Source organism: Candidatus Thiodiazotropha endolucinida (assembly GCF_001715975.1).
Lineage (GTDB): Bacteria > Pseudomonadota > Gammaproteobacteria > Chromatiales > Chromatiaceae > Thiodiazotropha > Thiodiazotropha endolucinida.
Genome location: NZ_MARB01000007.1, coordinates 62,552 through 81,905 on the forward strand (window position 1 = coordinate 62,552; position 19,354 = coordinate 81,905).

A 19,354-nucleotide genomic window follows, 5' to 3' on the forward strand; every position below is an offset into this window, starting at 1 on the left:
TCCCTGTAGCGGCATGGTACAAAGGATGATTTAGAGGTTTCGTCACAGGGATAAAACAATTGTACATCAAGTAGGGTCGAGTTTGGAAAAACGGTCGGCAAGTATCTTTTCAGCATCCGGGCTACTCGGAAGGTCAATGGCCTGCATTGCGGCAAGATAGTCGTTGACATCGCCTGGAGATGTGTCGTCAATTATGATTGGGATGATACGATTATCCAGGTGTCCGGAAGCAACGCCGAGATCAATTTCACGCCGGACCCATTTCGATTGGGCGGAATTCCTGGAGACAATAACCGCCATCCAGTTTGATTCGGAAATCGCCTTGCGAATTTCGGCAGTCCAAAGTGCTCCTTTGGGAATATCCGCTGTAGAATACCAGGTACGGATTCCTCTTTTCTTCAGTGGTTCGAGAAGCTTTTTCTCAATAAAATGACTATCTTCGTGGCTGTGGCTGAGAAATACAGAAACACTCTTGTCCGAATCCAGTTCGCGGATGTTGTAGCACTTGTACTTAACACCGACATCCTGGCCGGGTTTTTGTAGCAGGAAATCTACTGCATCATCGGCCGCTACAATGATGTCTTTCGCATTGCGATAGGTGACTTGATCACATAAGATTCGTTTCCCATTGCGGGCATTGCTTTCAAATGCGGCGCTAAGATTCACTGCAGTGCCGATTGCTGTATAGTCCCGCATGTCTCCACTGCCAATCCCCCCCAATATCACCTGATCGGTAACTATGCCCACTCCCAGATCAAGAAAATCGAGCTGTTGATTGCTTTCTTCATTCCAACGCCCTTTCATCAGCTCAAATTCCCGCACCATGTAAAATGAACACTTCACGGCCCTCTCGCTGCAATCTTTCCCCTGAAACAGTGCCATTACTCCATCACCCAGAACCTTATTTACTATCCCGTCGTGATCGAGTACGGCATGACTGAGAATCGTAATAAACTCGCTCAGTCGCTCTTGTACAATTCCAGGATCGAGTAATGATTGACAAAGTTGGGTAAAACCTCGCATGTCGGCAAACAGTACCGATAAGGTTTCTGAATGAGCTTCTTGCTCGAGTTCATTCATTCGCGCGATCAACTTGTCGGTTTGGCGTGATGACCCGTAAAGACCGCTATGGGCAAGAAGACTTTCGACCAACCGTGCGTTACGGATAGCGACACTGGCTTGATCGGCAAAATATTCCAGAATAATGCGATCCCGCTCGCTATAGTCGCCATCGATTTTATTTAGGACCTGCATCACTCCCAGACGACTGTCGCCGACTACCAATGGCACGCATACCATACTCTTGGTGATCTTGTTCGTCTCATCGTCCACTCCGCCGAAATGATCCTTGACAATGTTCTCAACCATCGAAATGCCGGACTTGTACACTTCACCTGCTTTACTTCCGTCGATGGGTACCTGCTGGTCCGAGTGGAGTCCAAATGAACTCAGAACCCACTCCGCCTCTTCTCCGGTTGCCGCGGCAAAATAGAGTGTCGGCTGGCGTTCGTTTCGCAGGATAATGCTTGTCTCGGGTGAATTTGTTAGTTTCCCGGCTGTGTCCAGAATGGTGTTGAGCAATATTTCAAGTGAAAGCTCCTTTGTCAGTGCCCGTGAAGATTGAGCCAAGGCTTGAAAGTCATCTCTCGTCAGGAGGTCGAGGTTTTCTGTCATCCCATATCTCTTCCGATCAGTTATTTGGATACATTAGAGGAAGTATATACTGTCTTTCCTCCAACAATAGTCCATTCTTGTGTTTGCCGGTACTGTAAATATACGCTGGTGATTCGGTTAAATGCCGTTAAGTATGTGAGTATGATTTATAATAATGAATCTTCAAAAATACCGACGATCGAGAACACAATTACTAAAAAAGATATTAGTGCTAATCGACCCTGATTCAGTCTCATTCATCTCTTACATTGTAAGTGTCGAGTGACCCGGGTATGGACAATATCCCTTTGCGCAAGCGTTTTCCGTAAAGCATGTGATGATGTTACTTTGACGAGAATGTCGTTTGTTCAAGTAAGACCTTATATGTGTATCCTGAACCGATATCGACATTATACCGAATCACACCATTGGCAATGACAAGCTCACCCGGCGAAACCAGTTCTGTCGATGTCGCAATCAGTTTGTCATTGGGTGGTGTGCCGGTTCCATCCTGCAGGGTAATCCAGTTCTTGCCCATAATGTTTGGACTGACCTTTATAACTCTTGCTCGCAGGTTTACCGATTGCTCATTCAGCTGGATTGCATCTACCATTATATCGGCGATCGTCTTTCCGTCAGCCAGTTGCGGAATCTCTCCAGGTGCAGGCACCTGTACTGAGGCCGATCTTTGAGTTTGTCTGTTTTCATTTCCATGGTCTTCTCCTTTCAGCACCTGATGTTGGCTGCTTTTGGCACTTTCACCCAAACGCTTGGCTGCTTGTACAAAGATGACAGAATCGAATTTCCTGTCCAGCGCCTTACTGTAGAAATCCCTCATCTCAATGCCGCCTCTATATTCAATTGTATCGCCTACAACCACCGGTAAATGGCTGGTTGCAATCCAAGTTCCCTGCTCACTGAGCTGTATATAGGTGTAACTACCGACATCGAAAACCTCCGACACCGTACCCGATACAGATCCTTCTTCATCTGCGACAGCGGTTGAAACAGCAAAAAGAATAGTGAACCCTATTGTCATTAGCTTAAGAATATTCATGGTTTTCTCTTTAGATACTTGAATACCGATTCCTGGATTTGGTCCATGCCACATGGTGGACTACTTTAAAAATGAATAATGTATTAAATCATAGTAATCGGAAAAAAGGTCATTTACGTCACAGTGTCTTTTCATACTATAGGTAACTGGTATTCTATTCATATTGGATAAATGTCATACTGAAGTTCCAACTCACTTGAGTTGAGCTACCATTCAATAAAGCGTACTGGGTCGGTACTACAAATACAAAATAACAGTTGGTATCTGAAGATTGGGAGGATAAGTGTGGACCTTAAGCTGACAAAGTATTCGCCGTGTCGCTTGCATCAAACAGGCCTGATATTGGCACTAAGAATTGGTCTCACGGCCATCATCATCCTGATTTCAGGGTGCGCCTCTCATGCACCATCCGCAACTACTGAAAATCCCACAGCAGAAGATTTCGTATGGCCGGCTCCTCCGGCAAAACCACGAATCCGCTACCTTGGCAGCCTGAAATCCACTGAATCCATTATTGGTAAGCAAAAGCAGAGCCTGCGTGATTGGTTACTTGGAAAAAAGGATGAAGAACGTCTTGCCCTGACTAAACCTTATGGGGTACACAGCGATTCAAAGGGACGAGTTTATGTTGCCGATACAGGCATTTCCGGCCTGGTGGTATTTGATCTGGAAAGGAAAGGCATGACTTATTGGGGCATTGACGGACCTGGGGCGTTAAAGAAACCAACCGGTGTGACCAGTGACGCACAAGGTAACGTCTATGTCAGTGATGTCATTGACCACCGCGTGGTAGTCTACGACAGTGAAGGAAATTACCGGGATGCACTTGGCGGTAGCGAGATATTAATATCTCCGGTTGGGCTGGTATTTAATGATAAAACCCAGCAACTTTACGTTGTCGATTCGAAAAAACACCAGATTGTGGTGTTCAACCAGGAAGGTGGAGTGGACTTCACTATTGGAAAACGTGGCGCTGATCATGGAAACTTCAACTTCCCGACGAATATTGCAATTGACCAGGATGGCCGTCTCTATGTCGCGGATACTATGAACTTTCGTGTTCAGATCTTTGATGAAAAAGGTACCCACATCAGCAGCTTCGGTAAACTCGGTGATGGTCGTGGTCATTTCAGCCGGCTTAAAGGGATTGGCATCGACCGTGAAGGACACATTTATACTGTGGATGCCGCATTCAATAACGTACAGATTTTTAATCAGAAAGGACAGTTGATGCTGGCGCTTGGCAAATCCGGTGCCGGACCAGGAGGGTTTTACCTGCCGGCGGGCGCACATGTTGACCAAAACAACCGGATATTTATTGCTGATCAGCTAAATCATCGGATACAGATGTTTGAGTATCTTGGAGAATCGACTCTACCCTGATGGGTGAATGTAATATTTGAGATACCACGCCACTGCACTTGGGGAACTTTCAGTCTCATTGATAACATCGACTCAAGTGGAGCTATTCAAATATTCTGATGGCCAAGGCTTATCATCCTGTGACATAGATCAGTCGTCAAAGTTAAACGGTGAGTGAGTAACTCGCTCACCCGTGTATTGCGTAAAATAGGCGTAAGCAATTACACACTTTCGTTCACATCATAAAACCCTACGACAAGAACTATCGACTACGAGTAAACACCAATCTATTTTCCTACTACTAACGTCAGTTAATTCAAAAAAGTTTGTTAATACAAACTGGGAATTTAATGACTATTAAAAACAATTAAGCAAATAGTTCCCAACAGTCATTGACGATTACACATAGCTGTCTTAATATTCATTGGAATGTTATGGGAATATTGTCCCAATTCTTAAGCAAACCTTAAGAATTCAATAAATATAATAATTTCCATAAAGCAGTATGAAGCACTCAAGCAGTAGAAGTATCCACGCAGTAGAAGTATAAAAAATCGGCTTACAGCACTGACAAGAAGCTGGTGCATCATCCTATCTGTACCTGGAGGATCGGAATGAAAAAAATAGCTATCCTAGCTTCCTTACTTGTATCACTTGGCCTTTATGGCACTGCGGCATTTGCAGAAATCACCGGCACATCTCATGACCTGACCAGTAATACGACGTTGTTGACAAATGCCGGCAATACCGAGATCTGTGCGTACTGCCATACTCCTCATGATGCCAGTACTACCAACACTACAACGCCACTGTGGAATCACGAGGACACGCAGGCAACATACACGATGTACAGCAGTCCCTCACTGGATATGACCATTGCCGTCTCGCCAGCGGGTGTCTCACTGGCATGTCTGAGTTGTCATGATGGAACTGTGGCTGCGGATCAACTTCTCAACTTTCCAAGTGGGGTTAACGCCGGGCAGGGAATTTTCAGCCTTGGCAACAGCCTTGGTACTGACCTCAGTAATGACCATCCGATCTCCCTAACCTACAACGCCGCACAGGACGTGGATTTTGTCGCACCTGTGAACTCACAAGTGAACGGATTGCAACTGTTCGGTGCGGGTGGTGATCAAGTTGAGTGCGGTACCTGCCACTCCGTACATGACAATACAAATGAGCCGTTTCTGCGCATGAGTAACGCTGGAAGCGCCCTGTGCCTGGCTTGTCACGTTAAGTAGCTCACAGTGGTTTCGCCGTATGAGCACAATGGCGGAAAAACTGAGACTGGGAACCAGGGTAATGAAAGTTGCCCTGGTCCTTTCACTGGTACTGATCGTCGCGGCCTGCAGCACTAAGACCAAGCAGCTGTTTTTCGATATCCAGCCTCCGACAGCTAAAGAGCTGGCGGAACAGGAATTAAAAAAACAGGCGGCACTGATTGAAGCCCAATCCGAAGAACTGAAAAAAAATCATGCAGCCGGATCGAAAGGCATGCTTTTCAATCTACCCGATGATAAGGCACCGAGACCGGAAATTGAGTCGGTCATGGAGTGGGATCGGGTAAAGAAGTTACTGCCTAAGGACTACAAAAAAAATATTGATTGGTCGGCCGCACTGGAACAGGGGTTGATTCGACCGCGGCCCGGTGAGGATCCTCGCGCGCTGTGGGCTACAGCATTCCAGTGGGACTTCGTTATCAAAGGTGAGGAGCCCGAGGACGATGCATTCTTTCCTCACTCTGCTCACACCCAATGGCTGGGGTGCAGGAATTGCCACAATCCATCCCTTTATCCCTATAAAAGAAATCCGGCTACGATGAAGGAGATGAAGAAAAAAGGCGTCTCCTGTGGTGCCTGCCACGGCAAGAAGAAAGTTTCCTTTTCTCTCAAAGCATGCGATCGCTGCCATTTAAACAGCGATGAAGACGACGAAGAAGAAGAATGATAATACATCTGCTGTGACGACATGGCGATGTAAAAGCAGAAGGTATGTGTATGCGTAGATGCCTATCACAGTTGATGTTCCTGTTTTTGATAACAACATGTGCTTCTGTTTTTGCTGCACCGGGAGATATTCAGTATGAGCGCGAGGGAGGGGACCCGGAAAAATTAAAATCATTTCCGCCATCCATTTTTCCCCACTGGATACACCATATCAATTATCGATGCGATGCCTGCCATAACAAGATCTTTGAAATGAAGACCGGTGCCACAGCGATCAATAAGGACCTGATGAAAGAAGGTAAAGTCTGCTCCACTTGTCATAATGGCAACGAGGCCTTTGATGACGGTTTCGCAAACTGTAACCGTTGTCATTTAATCAAAGAGAAGTAATCAGCATGGTTCCGGTAGAGACCATGCCAAGAATCGCAGATCCACCGGTTTATTCATGGTTGCTTTTTATACTCATCATGCTTTGGACCGGTAGCCTCAATGCTCAATTTGGGGAGAATATTGTTCTTTATCCCACTGAACTAGAAGCTATTGTAAAGTTTGACGGCACCAACAGGAGAAATGGCACCGACTCCCGTGAAACTGAGTGGGAGGCCGGTTTTAGAGTTGGTCAGATAGGCTATGTACTGGATCCGGAGATTGCCTGGTTTCTGATCGATATCGAGCCTGTATATACCTGGAGTGAGTTCGACTCCAGTGTTACCCGGCAGGAAAATGATGGGGAACTTCTAAATTACCTTTTTCAGACCAACCTGCTACGGGGCACACCCGGACCAGTGGGTGTTAATTTATCCGCACAAAGAAGCTCAAACCTCAATACAGGCTCACTGGGCAGCCGCTACGATACGGTGATTGATTCTAAGAATGCCACGCTTCAATGGAAAAATCCGGCATTCCCGATGAGTTTGACATACGAGGAGAGGTCACTGGATGAAGAGTTCCGCTCCAGTCTCAACAGTTCGGTGACGGAGCGTGACGAGATTCTCGAGAGTTTGATCCTGAAAGGGCGCAGCAGTAAATTAAGCGTGCATCTGGAACACGCCAGTTTGGATGACAGAATCATTACGCGTGATCAGGATTACGAGCTGGACAGAGCCAACCTATCCCATAATCTGCATTGGGGACGAAATAGCCAGCTGCAGTCACTCATCAATTATTACGACCGTACCGGGTTCAATGCCAATGAGCGTCTGACAGTGGATGAAACAGCCCGGATACAGCACCTGGACAATCTTTACAGTCGCACCTCCTATCACTATCAATCCATAACTCAGACTATCGAAAATGAGGAGCATGGAGGTGATTTCGAATTACACCATAGGTTGTACAACAATTTAAACACCACAGCCCATGTCAATATTAATACTCGCGACTCTGATAATGTGGATGAAGACAGATGGCGTTTTGGGCTTGAGACGCAATACAACAAGAGCAATCTCCTGGGCGCCAATGTCAGGGCCGGGCTTGGAGCCACCTATCAAGAGACCGACCGTATTTCAAATCTTGGGCTTGTGGATGTCATTGATGAGAGTCATGTCGTTCCTTTGACAGGTGCGGTCATTCTTGACCGGCGCTTCATAATTACCGGCAGCATCATCGTCACCGACAGCAGTGGCACCATTGTTTACGATGAGGGGATGGATTACACGGTACTGAGTCTGTCAGGAGACCTCACACAAATCCAAGTGATACCGGGTGTTAGAATCGATACCGGTGACACCATCCTGGTCAGTTACAATGCACAGCAATTACCATCGCAGGAATTTTCCACCACCTTTACAAACTACAATTTCTCAATCGACTATGATTGGGTACGCTTTTCCCATTCCGACAGCAAGTCTGACGACAAGCTCATTTCAGGTGCCAGTGAGAGTTTTCTACAGAGCACACGCAATACCCTCACGGATCTGGAATTCCATTTTAAGCTGGCAGGTATCGATGCCCTTGTTGGCGCCGAACGACGCTTCACACTGTCAGGCGGATTCGAATCAACGAGTTACACATACAGGCAGCTTTTCTCCTGGACAACGTTGGAAAACACCCGATCCAGGGGGATTTTATGGAACCTTAACGCAACACAATCGTTCACCGAACAGGAATCCTTGGATACGGACCTCTACCGAATCGACCTTACAGCCAATTGGCAGCCTCGTCCTAGCCTGACGATCCGACCGACTATAAGCGCTTGGAAAAGACATGACGAGGGTAGTGTCATCACAGGCGGTCGTTTGGATGATGAGTTTATCTCGGCCGGCATTTGGGCGCGCTGGCGATATCGTAAAGTCGATCTTGAATTAAACTACCATCATGATCGTCGTACCGTTGACAGATCACAGAACAACGGTTTGACAGAGACCATCGACGACAGACTGATGTTTACCTTGAGACGGAGGATCATGTGACCAGATATTTGGGCATGCTGCTTCTACTATTGCTTGGCGCCTGCTCATCGACCGGGCCGGTGACATTCAACGAAACCAGTGAAACGCCGCATTTGGTTTGGCCGGCAACACCTGAAATATCAAGAATTAAATTCATAACCGCATTCAAAAACGCTGAAGACCTGGGCTTTGAAAAAAATCTCTTCCGCAGGTTGCTCGACCTGCTCACCGGCAGTGAGGAACACAGCCTGTCACGTCCATATACAATTGCCGTCAATGAAAACAGAATAGCGGTAGCGGATCCCGATGCAGCAATTGTGCATCTGTTCGAATTGGACAGTAAATCCTATCGTAGAATCGATCATGCCGGAAATCATCGATTAGAGTCGCCGATCGGAGTTTCACTGGCGAAAAACAGGCTGTTTATCGCCGACTCCAAATTGAATAAAGTATTCATCCTGAATTCCAGCCTGAAGACATTACATATGTTGAAAGGTTTCCTGCGTCCGACCAGCCTGGCTTTCGATCCAAAATTACAGCGACTCTATATTGCGGATACCCTGGCCCATGAGGTATTGGTTTTCGATTCTGACGGAAATCTTATATATAAAATCGGTGAGCGCGGGGAGCAGGACTTACAGTTTAATTTTCCAAGTCACCTGGCATTTTTCGATCAGCGATTGTTCGTCAACGACACCATGAATTTCAGGATACAGTCTTTCGATAACAACGGCCTTCACCTGAAAACCTTTGGCAAACAAGGCAATGCTTCAGGTTACTTCACCCAGTCAAAGGGGCTTGCCCTTGACTCCGACGGGCATATCTATGTTGCAGATGCGTTGGCAAACCGTATTCAGATTTTCGACCAGAGTGGGGCATTCCTGCTTGAGTTCGGCGGTGTCGGTGATGCCCCTGGTAATTTTCGTATGCCCTCAGGTCTTGCGATCTGGGATGACAAGATATTCGTGGCTGATTCTTACAATCAACGCATCCAGGTTTTTCAATACCTGAAGGTGGGTAACTGACGTGCATAGGATCTCTCTACCCTTCATATGTCTTATGGTTGTTTCCAGTGCCGTTCTCGCTGGTGTTGCGGATACAGTTCATAATCTTTCGATCTCAGGACCTGGTCTGGTCAAGAGCCAAACGGAAGATCGAATATGCATATTCTGCCATACACCTCATGCGGCGGCTCCCGACTCACCGTTATGGAACAGACATTCAGGTGGTGGATATATTGACTACCAAAGCAGTACCAAGGATGCGGAAGCAGGCACCATGAGTGCCTCATCAGTGCTTTGCCTCTCCTGCCATGACGGCACCATTGCCCTGGGGAACATGATCAATCCCGGTGTAACCAACGACCTCGGCAGTACCTTTGTGACGGGACGTGCGCTCGTGGGTACAGACCTATCAGATGACCATCCGGTATCGATTCTATACAATCAAAACCTGCTGCCGACCGACCCGGATCTGATCTACCCCAACAACGTCGATCTGCCGCTGAGAAACAATGAACTTCACTGTGCCTCATGTCACGATGCGCATGAAGATATGCATCCGCCCTTTCTTCACAAATCTACATTGAACGGTGAACTGTGCACTACCTGCCATATTCCGACAGGTACCGGTTGGGATTGGACGGGCAGCTCTCATGCAACCTCTACCGCCACAGCGCAGGGTACGAATCCATGGTCAGATCGGAAGCCTGCATGGACGGGACTGACGGTGCAGGAGAATGCCTGTATGAATTGTCATACACCCCACAATGCATCGACGCCTGAGCGACTTATCAAGGAGCAGGAAGAGAATACCTGTTACCTCTGTCACAACGGAACGGTGGCACAGACCGATATACAGGCCGAACAACAAAAATTCTATCACCATCCAGTGGAGCAGACACCCAGCATCGGCCATGACACCACCCGCGAGGAGAATCCGCTTACCATGACACTGCATGTTGAGTGCGAAGACTGCCATAATCCTCATGCCATGTTCAGTTCGCCCCCTATGATCTCATTCGATCCGATCAGTCCAATGAGCACGAACCATTCGACCGCACCCTTCGTCAACGGCAGCATGGTGGGTGTGACAGGTATCGATATCAATGGGAGTGTCAAACCTGAAGTGGATTACGAATACGAAGTCTGCTTCAAGTGTCACGGTGTACCTGGAAAGAGCGCATGCGACAATCAGCGGTGTTCGACTGCCAACAGCTACGATATGATGCGTCAAGATGGTGTCTATAATATCCGCGACAAAGTGAATTCAGGAAATCCCGCGCTGGTCTCCTATCATCCTATCGAACTCAACAATCCCGTTAACAACAACGAGGTACCCAGTCTTCGCAACGACATTCCGCTGAGTACGATCAGTGGACAAATCTACTGCAGCGATTGTCACAGCAGCAATGTGTCTCCTGCCGGCGGAGGTTCGGGTCCATCGGGTCCTCATGGATCTACACATGAGGGTATCCTGGCACAGGCTTATGATTTTGACCCATTGAATGCCACATCGCTCTCAAACAGTCTCTGCTTTAAATGCCATGATTCAGGTAATTTATACACTGACCAGTCCTTTCCTCACGACAAGCATGTGATCGGTGAAAACCTTGCCTGCATCAACTGCCATGATCCTCACGGCTCAGCATCGAACCAGCATCTGATCAACTTTCTCACCTTTTCAAATGTGGCTGGGCAGATTCGTGAGATTACAGGTGCTGGTGTCTTTGCAGAACCCACCTGGGTAGACAATGGCCTGCACAATGGTACATGTTGGCTCAACTGCCATGGGGTAGTACACGATGGTTTTGATTATTGATACGAAGAATACTTTTCAGCATTCTTGGAGTGATGCACTGAAAAAATTATTGCTTCTGAGGCGGCGGTGGCAGCGAGGCATAGTAGGCGGCAACATCAGCCATATCCTGTTCACTGAGATCAGCCACATCCATGTCCTCGTTCTCGTCCTTTCGCTTGCCCGTCTTGTAATTCATAAGTTCTTTAATGTGTTCCTTAGGGTTCATGCCGGCAATGGGTGGCCTGTCGTAATCACCCAAACCATCATCGCCGTGGCAGTCCGCGCAATCCGTCTCAGCAAGCAACTTACCTCTGACAGGATCGCCTTCCGCCATGGCAACTGACACCGGGAACAATATTATGACCGCAACTACTGGAATCAACTTCATGAGCAACATAAATGCAGACTCCTTTGGTAAGAAAACCTATTGTGCTGATTTGAGATTAAATCGTTCTGGAAAAACAAAAAATATCGGGACTCTTGCATGCCGTCAAGCTTTCCAGCAAAAAAAAGAATTCACATTGCGTTTATCGATGGTTTCTTAAAGAAACCTTAAGATTGCCTTTAATAATGCTTAAATTATTTCATTTATTAATGATATGAAAATAGAGGGTAGATACATGAAACACATGATCCAATCGGTGACATCAATCGCTCTACTCATACTATTAATCTCTGACGTGACTGCTGCACTTCCTCCCGCCTTTGAAGGTAGAAAGCTATACATTTCGCACTGTCTGCTGTGTCATGGCATCGACGGCAAAGGCAACGGACCTCTGGCAAAAAAGATGCAGATAAAAGCAAAAGACCTGACGGCTGCCATTCTTTCCAGAAGTGACAGCGCACTTCAGCAAATTATCACAGGAGAAGCGCGAGATACCGTATCTGATCGCCCAGGCCACGGTCAGATCAGTGAAGACATGCCTAAATGGGGAAATGTTTTCAGTCTTGATCAGATCAATGCATTGATTGCCTATCTACGTTTCCTAAGTACTTCCAGACACACTCTGACCGGTGACCCTGAACTCGGCTTCCGTGTTTACCGTAAATATTGTTCGATCTGCCACGGGAAGGAGGGTGATGGAAAGGGAACCATGACGAATCTCATTGGAATCAAACCCATCGATCACACCAATCCACACAAGACTGACAAACTTACTAATGAGGATCTTGCCAGAAGTATAATTGATGGAAAGGGACGTTTCATGCCTGCGTGGCGAGACATATTAACTAAACGTGAGATAGACGGCCTCGTCAGCTATATTAGACTGCTTTATCAAGTGTGGGGGAAATTGGAAGCCGGTGGCTTAGTGATAGTTCTAAGATCGCCTACCATGGAGACAAATGTAGAGATTACACGTTCATTGCTTCGTGACACATCTTGTAAAAGTGAAGAGAATCTATCCGAAAAGGGCAAAGCGCGAGCGATCAGAATAGGAAAACAGTTCAAATCGAGGGGCGTACCGATAGAGCACGTCCTGACAAGTCCGCACTGCCTGGCAAAAGAAACCGCCACTTTTGCGTTCGGTCAGGCAGAACCTGTGGAATACTTAATTTCAGGAGAGAACCTTGCTGAGGATCAAGCAGAGTTATACACATCACAATTAGAGGAAAAAATTGGGTCATTCTCAGGTAAGGGCAACCTTATTATTGTGACCCACGAATCAAATATAAGCACCTTGTCTTTCCAGTTTTTCGAAGAGGGCAATTTTCTTGTTTTAATGCCTATAGGTGAAAATGAATATGAAGAAGTAGGCACATATAAACTAACTGATTAGGAGAGCTGTAAAATCCTATCAACAGCAGATTTACCTGTTACCGATGGTAATCGCGACTTTTCCAAAATACACATCAGATCGAACTGGTTGAAAACACTATCTGTTGACAACGAAACGAGGTGAAAACATCGATTTAAGTTGCACGCTACACTGGGGTTTTTGGTGACATAATACTGATTCCACCAGCATGATTGCTGAGCTTTCATTATCAGGGCGCCGCCATATAGGGATATATTTTGTTGAACTTTCCTGATTCTCGCCTTCCATGATCAACGAATCATTCAACACATGTGCCAGGTCATCACAGCGCAAATACAGCACATCATTGTGTGCTCGGCTGTAATCGCACACCCATTGCTGTCTATGACTGTGATTGGCAGACAACTCACTGAAAGGGTCACTGGCCATTATATTCATTGAGAAGCTGAAAATTATCAGCGTCAGCCCATACATGGTTAAAGTTGATTTGGCCCTTACGCGCATCGGAATTCTCCTATCCGGTTATAGGAGTTCGAATCGACGAGACGCGTACTGCAGGGGAGTGCAGCTGCGAATATATGACACCTACCAGCAGGGAGTCGGTTGCGAGTCACGGTTTCGGTAATCCATCGGTCGTAGGCAATGAAACAACCCTTAGACTGTGATTTTGCGTCCCTGCCTTTCGGCAGGTTTGCCTTTTCGAACACGTTAAAAAGCAAATTATTACTTGCTTCTGAAGCCTATAACGGCCTGTGCCAGTGTAACTTTAGCAACATAATCAACTGACAACCTGACGCTCATAAAAAGAGAGTTTAACTTTATGTAATTGAAAGAATAGATAAAAAAGAGTGTAATAAAAACGAGATTCTGATAGAAAATGCAGGTGAGAGGCCTGGCTGGCAATCAATATCTCCAGTGATGCCGGATGGTGGTTGTCATATCTTGTTATCTGTTTTTTGATTGGTGAAATTGAAACTTGGATAGTACGTTAGCTGTCCATCCATTCATAACGAATCCGGGGAGTGTTTGCAGCATGCGCCTTTTCTCTCTGATATTACTACTCTCTTTATCGAGCCTATCCATGGCCGACACACAGGTCGATCGGCTGCTTGAGGCAGACGATGCGCCTGTCGGCGTGGTCTTCGAGATCATAGAGGATGATGATGACGCCTTAGGCTGGGCACTGCCCAAGGTCGCGCGGCTAAGCGCCCAGTTACGCAAGCGTTTTCCTGAGCTGCCGATCGCCGTAGTGTCACATGGCCGTGAGCAGTTTGGTCTGCTGGCTGATGAGGCCGAGGGGCTTATGGCACCGATCCATGATAAGGCACAGAAGCTGCGAGATGATGACATCGATCTTCATGTCTGCGGTGTCCATGCCGGGTGGGATGGTTACACACCCGAAGATTACCCCGCTTACGTGGATGTTTCCCCATCGGGTCCGGCGCAGATCCGTGACTACCGGAATCTCGGATTCGTGCTGATCGTATTGCAAGGTCCGGATTATTAAAGCTGGATAGAACGTAGGTTGAGAGGGAGCGCAACAACTTTATGATGTGTTCCCTAGTTATATAAATTATTTATTTGATGGAGCCGATGGGCGGAATCGAACCGCCGACCTACTGATTACGAATCAGTTGCTCTACCGACTGAGCTACATCGGCCAAAGCGGGTAATTATAGACGCTGAGCTGTTTTCCGGTCTAGTCTTTTGGGGAGCTTCACGCGGCAACTGCAGGCAATCACGCATACCTAACGGACTTCGATCACGCCTCAAATTTATCTTTTAGCATCAATAGCATAGGGTTCAGTATCCAGTATCGGTGTACGATCCAGCACGATATCCGCCATCAACCTGGTCGATGCCGGTCCCAGCACCACGCCGTTGCGAAAATGTCCCGCATTGAGGTATAGGCCGCCGATCTCCGGAATCGGCCCGATATAGGGGATGCCGCTGGGGGAGCCGGGTCTCAGGCCGGCCCAGTGGTGTTCGATTTCTGCATCGCCCAGGCCGGGGAAGTGGGCGAGGGCGAAAGCCTTGAGCTCTTGTTTAGCCTGCTCGGTGGTGTGCTTGTCGAAACCTCTGTACTCCAGGGTGCTGCCGACCAGGACCCTGCCGTCCTTGCGGGGGATGATGTAACGGTCGTTGTGCAGGACGATGCGGGTGATCGCACCGGGCTGGTGGCGAAAAATGATCATCTGCCCCAGGACTGGTTCGATGGCCGGGGGTGTGACGATGTCGCTCAGCAGGTTGCCGCTCCAGGCGCCGGCGCAGATGATCACACGGTCCGCTTCGAGGATGCCGGTTGGAGTCTTGACGCCGTGTACCCGTCCCTGCTCGATCAGGAGTTCAGTGGCCTCTGTCTGTTCGTGAATGGTTATCTTCTGTCGGATGGCGTGATAGAGGGATTTGGTGAGCCTGGGATTGCGTATCTGGGCAACTTCAGCCAGCCACACTGCTTCCGTGGCTTTGGTATCCAGCCCGGGCTCGCACTGAGCGATGCCTTCCAGGTCAATGAGATGGAGTGGCTGGTCGAATCGCCCTGACCATGCCGTTGCGCGATCGGTATCGGTGGGCTCCAGGATCAGCAACCCGCTCTTTAGATATTCTGGATCGGGCCCGCCCGCATCGATCAACATCCGGGTGATTGCAGGGTAGTGGGCCTGGCTCCATTGGGCGAGCTTGGAGATTGAGTCGTCATAGCGCCAGGGATAGAGCGGCGAAATGATGCCACCCCCCGCCCAGGAGGATTCGCGTCCGGGGCTTCCCTTTTCAACCAACGCGACAGCCATTCCCGCGGTGTGCAGTTCGTTCGCCGTGAGCATGCCGATGATGCCGCCGCCGACGATAAGACAATCTATCATAATGATTTTTTAGTTAAGAAAGCTGAGTTCAACAGGGTCTAACATTAGCAATCGGTAGTAACCCAGAGTCTCTCAGTTGATATCTGAGCGTATTTATACCACTAAAGTGATGATTCAGCATGTAGGATCGAAATATGATTGGCTAGGGATGAAGCGAAGATGGCAATGAAGCCAGTGTCGGATATGTGGAGACCGATCTAGTGCTGGTCCATAAACAGTCGTATTGATAATAAACAGTTGACGATCGCCATTCCATTATTGGGAATGGCGCGCATCAACACAGGGATATTTCTCTCTCCAGTTGGTTTGCCAAGCTCCATCTTCATACCGTCCCTCTACACCTGACGAGCTGAGGCGAAAGGCGGTTATGTCATCATATGCCTGTCGATTCTGAGCATCGATTTGTATGACATAACAGCTGACGATAGGGCAATCATCAGTCGGTTCAAGCACGGTTAGGTTGCCATAATAACCATCAGGGCTTTCATCATTGAGGTTTACGAGAGCAATGTCGTCAGGATAAGTTGCAGTGCGAGCACGATAGACCTCAAAGCTCTGGGCGGCGGCGAGGAGCGTTTCCGTGCCATCACCACGGCGCGCCCTTTTGACATACTCATCGTAGCTGGGGAAGGCTATCGCCGCCAGAACGCCAACAATGAGAATAACCACCATCAATTCCACCAAGGTGAACCCAGGCGTTTTAAGAGAGCTATTCATCAATCACCTCCTCCCAATAAATTGGACGGAAGCGGTCGCTCCACTCGTGTTTTTTCTTGAGATCGGAGAATAGAAAGATTTTCTTGCCGATTATGGTATTTCCCTGATCATCTGTACCACCCGGGAATAAGAGCTGAGGTGATGGCGGGATGCCCTGCAGTTCCAACTGAGAGGATCGGTCGCTGATAGTTAGCGGATTTTCGGATGAACCATCCCAATGAATTGCGCCATTCGCTGTGAGTAAGTTGAGTCCATAGATCCTTCCCGTACCAATCGTACCAACGGCTTCGCAGAGGCTATCTGGCTCAACAGTATCTGCGCTGTAGGTTGTAAAAAAGATGGCGTAGTCGTAAAGGATCGCTTTAGAGAAGGATTTCTCAGAATTAGAGAAATCGATATACCAACCCCTGTTTTCTGGATCAAGACCAGCTACTGCTGTATCTGAAGCATCTACAAAGTCGCTATGAGCGATTGCATCGTAGGTATTCCAATCAGGTGTATACCAGAGAGCTGTGTCTTTGATCATGTAGAATCGATCCGTTACATCCCCGAGTGGATTCGCGATATCGCCGGTACCGATCAATATGGCAAGGAATTGTATACCCGACTTGGAGAAGTAACCGATCTGAGGGGTATTGAAGAATTTGCGGTGAACAGAAGCACCGTCATTGATATCGGCAATTATGCCGCCGGTGATCGTATTGCTATTGTCATTTTCATCATCATCGAGATCGATGCGAATGATTCTGCCACCCACATCGGAGGCGTAGATACGTTCAACTACGGCATTCCCGTTCAAGTCGACTGTAGCAAGATCACTGGGAATGGCAAAGGTCATTTCGGGGATATTCACATTGGCTCCCGTATCCGAGATAGACCTCAACAGGGTGCCGTCCTCTGCGTCAACGATAAAGATGGCATTACCCTCATCGTCAGAATAACTCGGATCGGGTGGGGTGGCGTCATCCTGATCGGGATCGTAGCCACCACCGAAAACCAGGACTTCACGAACCGTGCCGCCGATTTCCATCTTTACGAAAAGCGGTTTCGACCAGGTTTGGCCAAGTTTGCTGAAATGGCTGGAGGCGTCGCTGGATATTTCAGCAACGTACTCGGGGGCAAGCCGCTCGGTGACATTGATAATGTGGTATTTTCTTCCACCGCGTCGCATGCCGAAAATGACCATTTTTTCATTGCCAACCTCATAATAGGTCATGGGGCCGTCCAAGCCATAGTAGGGTATGGAGGAAGCGTCATTGTTCTTTATCGTGTTTATACCAGGTAAGAGATCTTGCGGCATAAAGGCCCAGAGTTCTTCTCCTAATCTGGCATCGATGGCCTCGAGTACGCCCTCACTGGTAGGAATCAAAACCACATCTCCACCACTGTAGCTGACCACGACAGGCTGGGTATGAATGGGTGCGCCCATCACGCCTGAATGTGATGGATCATCTTCCGTTGCGACATAAGCGGGATCCCTGGTGACCCAATTCAGCAGTTCGGTCCGTAACTCATCAGTCGCTACCCCTAACATGCTGGTGGTAATAGCGGTGTTTGAATTTCTGACTCGATTCGCGGCACTGGTCAGCACCGGGTCACTGCCGAGGTAGGTATAGAGGTTTCTGACTTCAGTCATGTCCTGTGCAACGCCACCCGCAAGGGGGTATCCTTCATCGGGATCACAAGCGTCATCATCACAGAATAGGTCCCTCGTGCTTTGAAACTCCTGAGCTTCATTTAGTACGCGCTCGTTATTCAAAGCTGTCAGCACCACATCCTCTTCTGTGACGGTTATCGTGTATTTCTTTAGATTGCCTTTCCAAAAGGTGCGATCTTCGGGAAGAAACATGGGGACGTAGATCTCATCGCCACTAACTGCGGCATTGTCCGAATTAAACGGGATGGTCGGTGCATTGTAGGCGTAGTCGATATTGGTTTGTGCACTCGTGATGATGTCAGTCAGGTCTTGAACCAGTGAACCACCGTCGGAGTCATAATAGGATCCACCACCGAACTCCGCGACTCGCTCCAGGAATGTACGCGTATTGCCTGATGTGTAGAAGCCCATCGTGCTGACAGTGATATTCTGAACGCCATCCCAACCAGTACCTTCCATGAGGTCAGTATTGTTTGCCCAGGTGGCAATCTCATTAGCACAACGATCACCTGGAATAGGATCCCACCAGGTCGTTCCAAAGAGATTGTTTGTATTGCACTGAGCTCCATTAAACTGTGTGAATGTATTGCTGTTAGGTGAACCATCTGACAGTAAGACAATGTGATTCGGTGCGCACCGCATATCCTCTGCGCGCACCCCGGCCTCTTCAAGTGGAGATTCTAAGGTTAGATTGTTGGCGTCAGTGAATGTGGCATCGGTTCTGAACCAATTGACAGCAGCATTCAACGCAGCTACTGTAGGTGTGCCGCCATCAGCTGTAAGATTGTCGATCTGGGTAATGAATGAACTCTGATTGCTACCCTCCGAGATGACTTTGAATGCACCTGAATGTGCAAAGTTTCCCCGCGTCGAATAGCCCAGTAGGGTAGTGTTGACATTACCCATGGCATCATCATTGAAAACTGCTGTCAATGCGGTAACAAGTTGATCCCGACGAGTTGGAGTATTCCAACCCATACTTCCAGATTCATCCAATACGAACAGGATATTAGGCGGCACGGGATCAGGCGGCTCCTGCAGATAGACTTCAATATCGTCAGACAGGGCTGTTGGTGAGGTAAACGCAAACAGCGATGTCAGCGCCAAGGCAGACAGGGAATGCCGGTGTTTCAATGTGGGTTTCATGCGTATCAT

The 19,354-nt window shown here is 48.0% G+C and carries 16 protein-coding genes, 1 tRNA gene and 1 riboswitch; of the genes, 9 read left to right on the forward strand and 8 right to left on the reverse strand.

The genetic code is table 11. From position 1 onward, the window contains the following. Positions 1–66: 66 nt before the first annotated feature. The gene (locus CODIS_RS07515) at positions 67–1,674 is read right to left on the reverse strand and encodes a TIR domain-containing protein (protein ID WP_069123264.1); all 1,608 of its coding nucleotides are present in this window, start codon (positions 1,672–1,674) and stop codon (positions 67–69) included. Positions 1,675–1,996: 322 nt separating this feature from the next. Next, positions 1,997–2,710, reverse strand: a complete 714-nt coding sequence (locus CODIS_RS07520) for a hypothetical protein (RefSeq protein ID WP_154723050.1) — start codon at positions 2,708–2,710, stop codon at positions 1,997–1,999. Positions 2,711–2,995: 285 nt separating this feature from the next. Here CODIS_RS07520 and CODIS_RS07525 point away from each other — a divergent pair, with 285 nt between their 5' ends. The 7 genes from CODIS_RS07525 to CODIS_RS07555 all read left to right on the forward strand — a co-directional run bounded on the left by CODIS_RS07525 (position 2,996) and on the right by CODIS_RS07555 (position 11,228). Further along, positions 2,996–4,093, forward strand: coding sequence for a 6-bladed beta-propeller (locus CODIS_RS07525; protein ID WP_154723051.1), 1,098 nt, complete (start codon positions 2,996–2,998; stop codon positions 4,091–4,093). Positions 4,094–4,686: 593 nt separating this feature from the next. Further along, positions 4,687–5,313 carry a cytochrome c3 family protein gene (locus tag CODIS_RS07530; protein ID WP_069123281.1) on the forward strand — a complete coding sequence of 209 codons (627 nt, stop codon included), beginning with the start codon at positions 4,687–4,689 and terminating at the stop codon, positions 5,311–5,313. Positions 5,314–5,332: 19 nt separating this feature from the next. After that, on the forward strand, positions 5,333–6,019 hold the full coding sequence (locus CODIS_RS07535) for a c(7)-type cytochrome triheme domain-containing protein (protein WP_083220608.1): 687 nt from the start codon (positions 5,333–5,335) through the stop codon (positions 6,017–6,019). A gap of 74 nt (positions 6,020–6,093) precedes the next feature. After that, positions 6,094–6,408, forward strand: a complete 315-nt coding sequence (locus CODIS_RS21705; protein WP_069123291.1) for a c(7)-type cytochrome triheme domain-containing protein — start codon at positions 6,094–6,096, stop codon at positions 6,406–6,408. A gap of 23 nt (positions 6,409–6,431) precedes the next feature. Next, a complete protein-coding gene (locus tag CODIS_RS07545; protein WP_154723052.1) occupies positions 6,432–8,429 on the forward strand; it encodes a hypothetical protein in 1,998 nt (665 codons plus the stop codon). Beyond that, entirely contained in the window at positions 8,426–9,433 is a 1,008-nt protein-coding gene (locus CODIS_RS07550) for a 6-bladed beta-propeller (RefSeq protein WP_069123299.1), read from the forward strand. Before CODIS_RS07545 ends, CODIS_RS07550 begins: the two co-directional genes overlap by 4 nt. Before the next feature lie 253 nt (positions 9,434–9,686). Next, entirely contained in the window at positions 9,687–11,228 is a 1,542-nt protein-coding gene (locus CODIS_RS07555) for a cytochrome c3 family protein (protein ID WP_162420164.1), read from the forward strand. Positions 11,229–11,274: 46 nt separating this feature from the next. On the opposite strand, the gene CODIS_RS07560 is transcribed toward CODIS_RS07555, so the two are convergent. Beyond that, on the reverse strand, positions 11,275–11,604 hold the full coding sequence (locus CODIS_RS07560; protein ID WP_069123311.1) for a c-type cytochrome: 330 nt from the start codon (positions 11,602–11,604) through the stop codon (positions 11,275–11,277). A 223-nt stretch (positions 11,605–11,827) separates the two neighbouring features. Here CODIS_RS07560 and CODIS_RS07565 point away from each other — a divergent pair, with 223 nt between their 5' ends. Then, a complete protein-coding gene (locus CODIS_RS07565; RefSeq protein WP_069123315.1) occupies positions 11,828–12,985 on the forward strand; it encodes a c-type cytochrome in 1,158 nt (385 codons plus the stop codon). A gap of 96 nt (positions 12,986–13,081) precedes the next feature. On the opposite strand, the gene CODIS_RS07570 is transcribed toward CODIS_RS07565, so the two are convergent. Next, on the reverse strand, positions 13,082–13,468 hold the full coding sequence (locus tag CODIS_RS07570; RefSeq protein WP_069123320.1) for a hypothetical protein: 387 nt from the start codon (positions 13,466–13,468) through the stop codon (positions 13,082–13,084). Between the two features lie 113 nt (positions 13,469–13,581). Beyond that, positions 13,582–13,670: riboswitch (cyclic di-GMP riboswitch) on the reverse strand. 327 nt (positions 13,671–13,997) lie between these two features. Between CODIS_RS07570 and CODIS_RS07575 the strand changes: the two genes are divergently transcribed. After that, entirely contained in the window at positions 13,998–14,471 is a 474-nt protein-coding gene (locus tag CODIS_RS07575) for a DsrE family protein (protein ID WP_069123325.1), read from the forward strand. A gap of 78 nt (positions 14,472–14,549) precedes the next feature. On the opposite strand, the gene CODIS_RS07580 is transcribed toward CODIS_RS07575, so the two are convergent. The 4 genes from CODIS_RS07580 to CODIS_RS07595 all read right to left on the reverse strand — a co-directional run bounded on the left by CODIS_RS07580 (position 14,550) and on the right by CODIS_RS07595 (position 19,354). Then, positions 14,550–14,625: transfer RNA gene (locus CODIS_RS07580), tRNA-Thr, on the reverse strand. A 114-nt stretch (positions 14,626–14,739) separates the two neighbouring features. Beyond that, the gene (thiO, locus tag CODIS_RS07585) at positions 14,740–15,825 is read right to left on the reverse strand and encodes a glycine oxidase ThiO (RefSeq protein ID WP_069123331.1); all 1,086 of its coding nucleotides are present in this window, start codon (positions 15,823–15,825) and stop codon (positions 14,740–14,742) included. Between the two features lie 255 nt (positions 15,826–16,080). Further along, positions 16,081–16,542, reverse strand: a complete 462-nt coding sequence (locus tag CODIS_RS07590; protein ID WP_069123334.1) for a type IV pilin protein — start codon at positions 16,540–16,542, stop codon at positions 16,081–16,083. Further along, entirely contained in the window at positions 16,535–19,354 is a 2,820-nt protein-coding gene (locus CODIS_RS07595; RefSeq protein WP_069123338.1) for a pilus assembly protein, read from the reverse strand. Before CODIS_RS07595 ends, CODIS_RS07590 begins: the two co-directional genes overlap by 8 nt.

Excerpts from the sequence above, each read along its gene's own strand:
- CODIS_RS07560 (WP_069123311.1), bottom strand. The coding sequence starts at position 11,604 with ATGTTGCTCATGAAGTTGATTCCAGTAGTTGCGGTCATAATATTGTTC.
- CODIS_RS07590 (WP_069123334.1), bottom strand. The coding sequence starts at position 16,542 with ATGAATAGCTCTCTTAAAACGCCTGGGTTCACCTTGGTGGAATTGATG.
- thiO (WP_069123331.1), bottom strand. The coding sequence starts at position 15,825 with ATGATAGATTGTCTTATCGTCGGCGGCGGCATCATCGGCATGCTCACG.
- CODIS_RS07595 (WP_069123338.1), bottom strand. The coding sequence starts at position 19,354 with ATGATACGCATGAAACCCACATTGAAACACCGGCATTCCCTGTCTGCC.
- CODIS_RS07570 (WP_069123320.1), bottom strand. The coding sequence starts at position 13,468 with ATGCGCGTAAGGGCCAAATCAACTTTAACCATGTATGGGCTGACGCTG.
- CODIS_RS07520 (WP_154723050.1), bottom strand. The coding sequence starts at position 2,710 with ATGAATATTCTTAAGCTAATGACAATAGGGTTCACTATTCTTTTTGCT.
- CODIS_RS07515 (WP_069123264.1), bottom strand. The coding sequence starts at position 1,674 with ATGACAGAAAACCTCGACCTCCTGACGAGAGATGACTTTCAAGCCTTG.
- CODIS_RS07565 (WP_069123315.1), top strand. The coding sequence starts at position 11,828 with ATGAAACACATGATCCAATCGGTGACATCAATCGCTCTACTCATACTA.
- CODIS_RS07545 (WP_154723052.1), top strand. The coding sequence starts at position 6,432 with ATGCCAAGAATCGCAGATCCACCGGTTTATTCATGGTTGCTTTTTATA.
- CODIS_RS07575 (WP_069123325.1), top strand. The coding sequence starts at position 13,998 with ATGCGCCTTTTCTCTCTGATATTACTACTCTCTTTATCGAGCCTATCC.
- CODIS_RS07555 (WP_162420164.1), top strand. The coding sequence starts at position 9,687 with ATGAGTGCCTCATCAGTGCTTTGCCTCTCCTGCCATGACGGCACCATT.
- CODIS_RS07535 (WP_083220608.1), top strand. The coding sequence starts at position 5,333 with ATGAGCACAATGGCGGAAAAACTGAGACTGGGAACCAGGGTAATGAAA.
- CODIS_RS07530 (WP_069123281.1), top strand. The coding sequence starts at position 4,687 with ATGAAAAAAATAGCTATCCTAGCTTCCTTACTTGTATCACTTGGCCTT.
- CODIS_RS21705 (WP_069123291.1), top strand. The coding sequence starts at position 6,094 with ATGTTCCTGTTTTTGATAACAACATGTGCTTCTGTTTTTGCTGCACCG.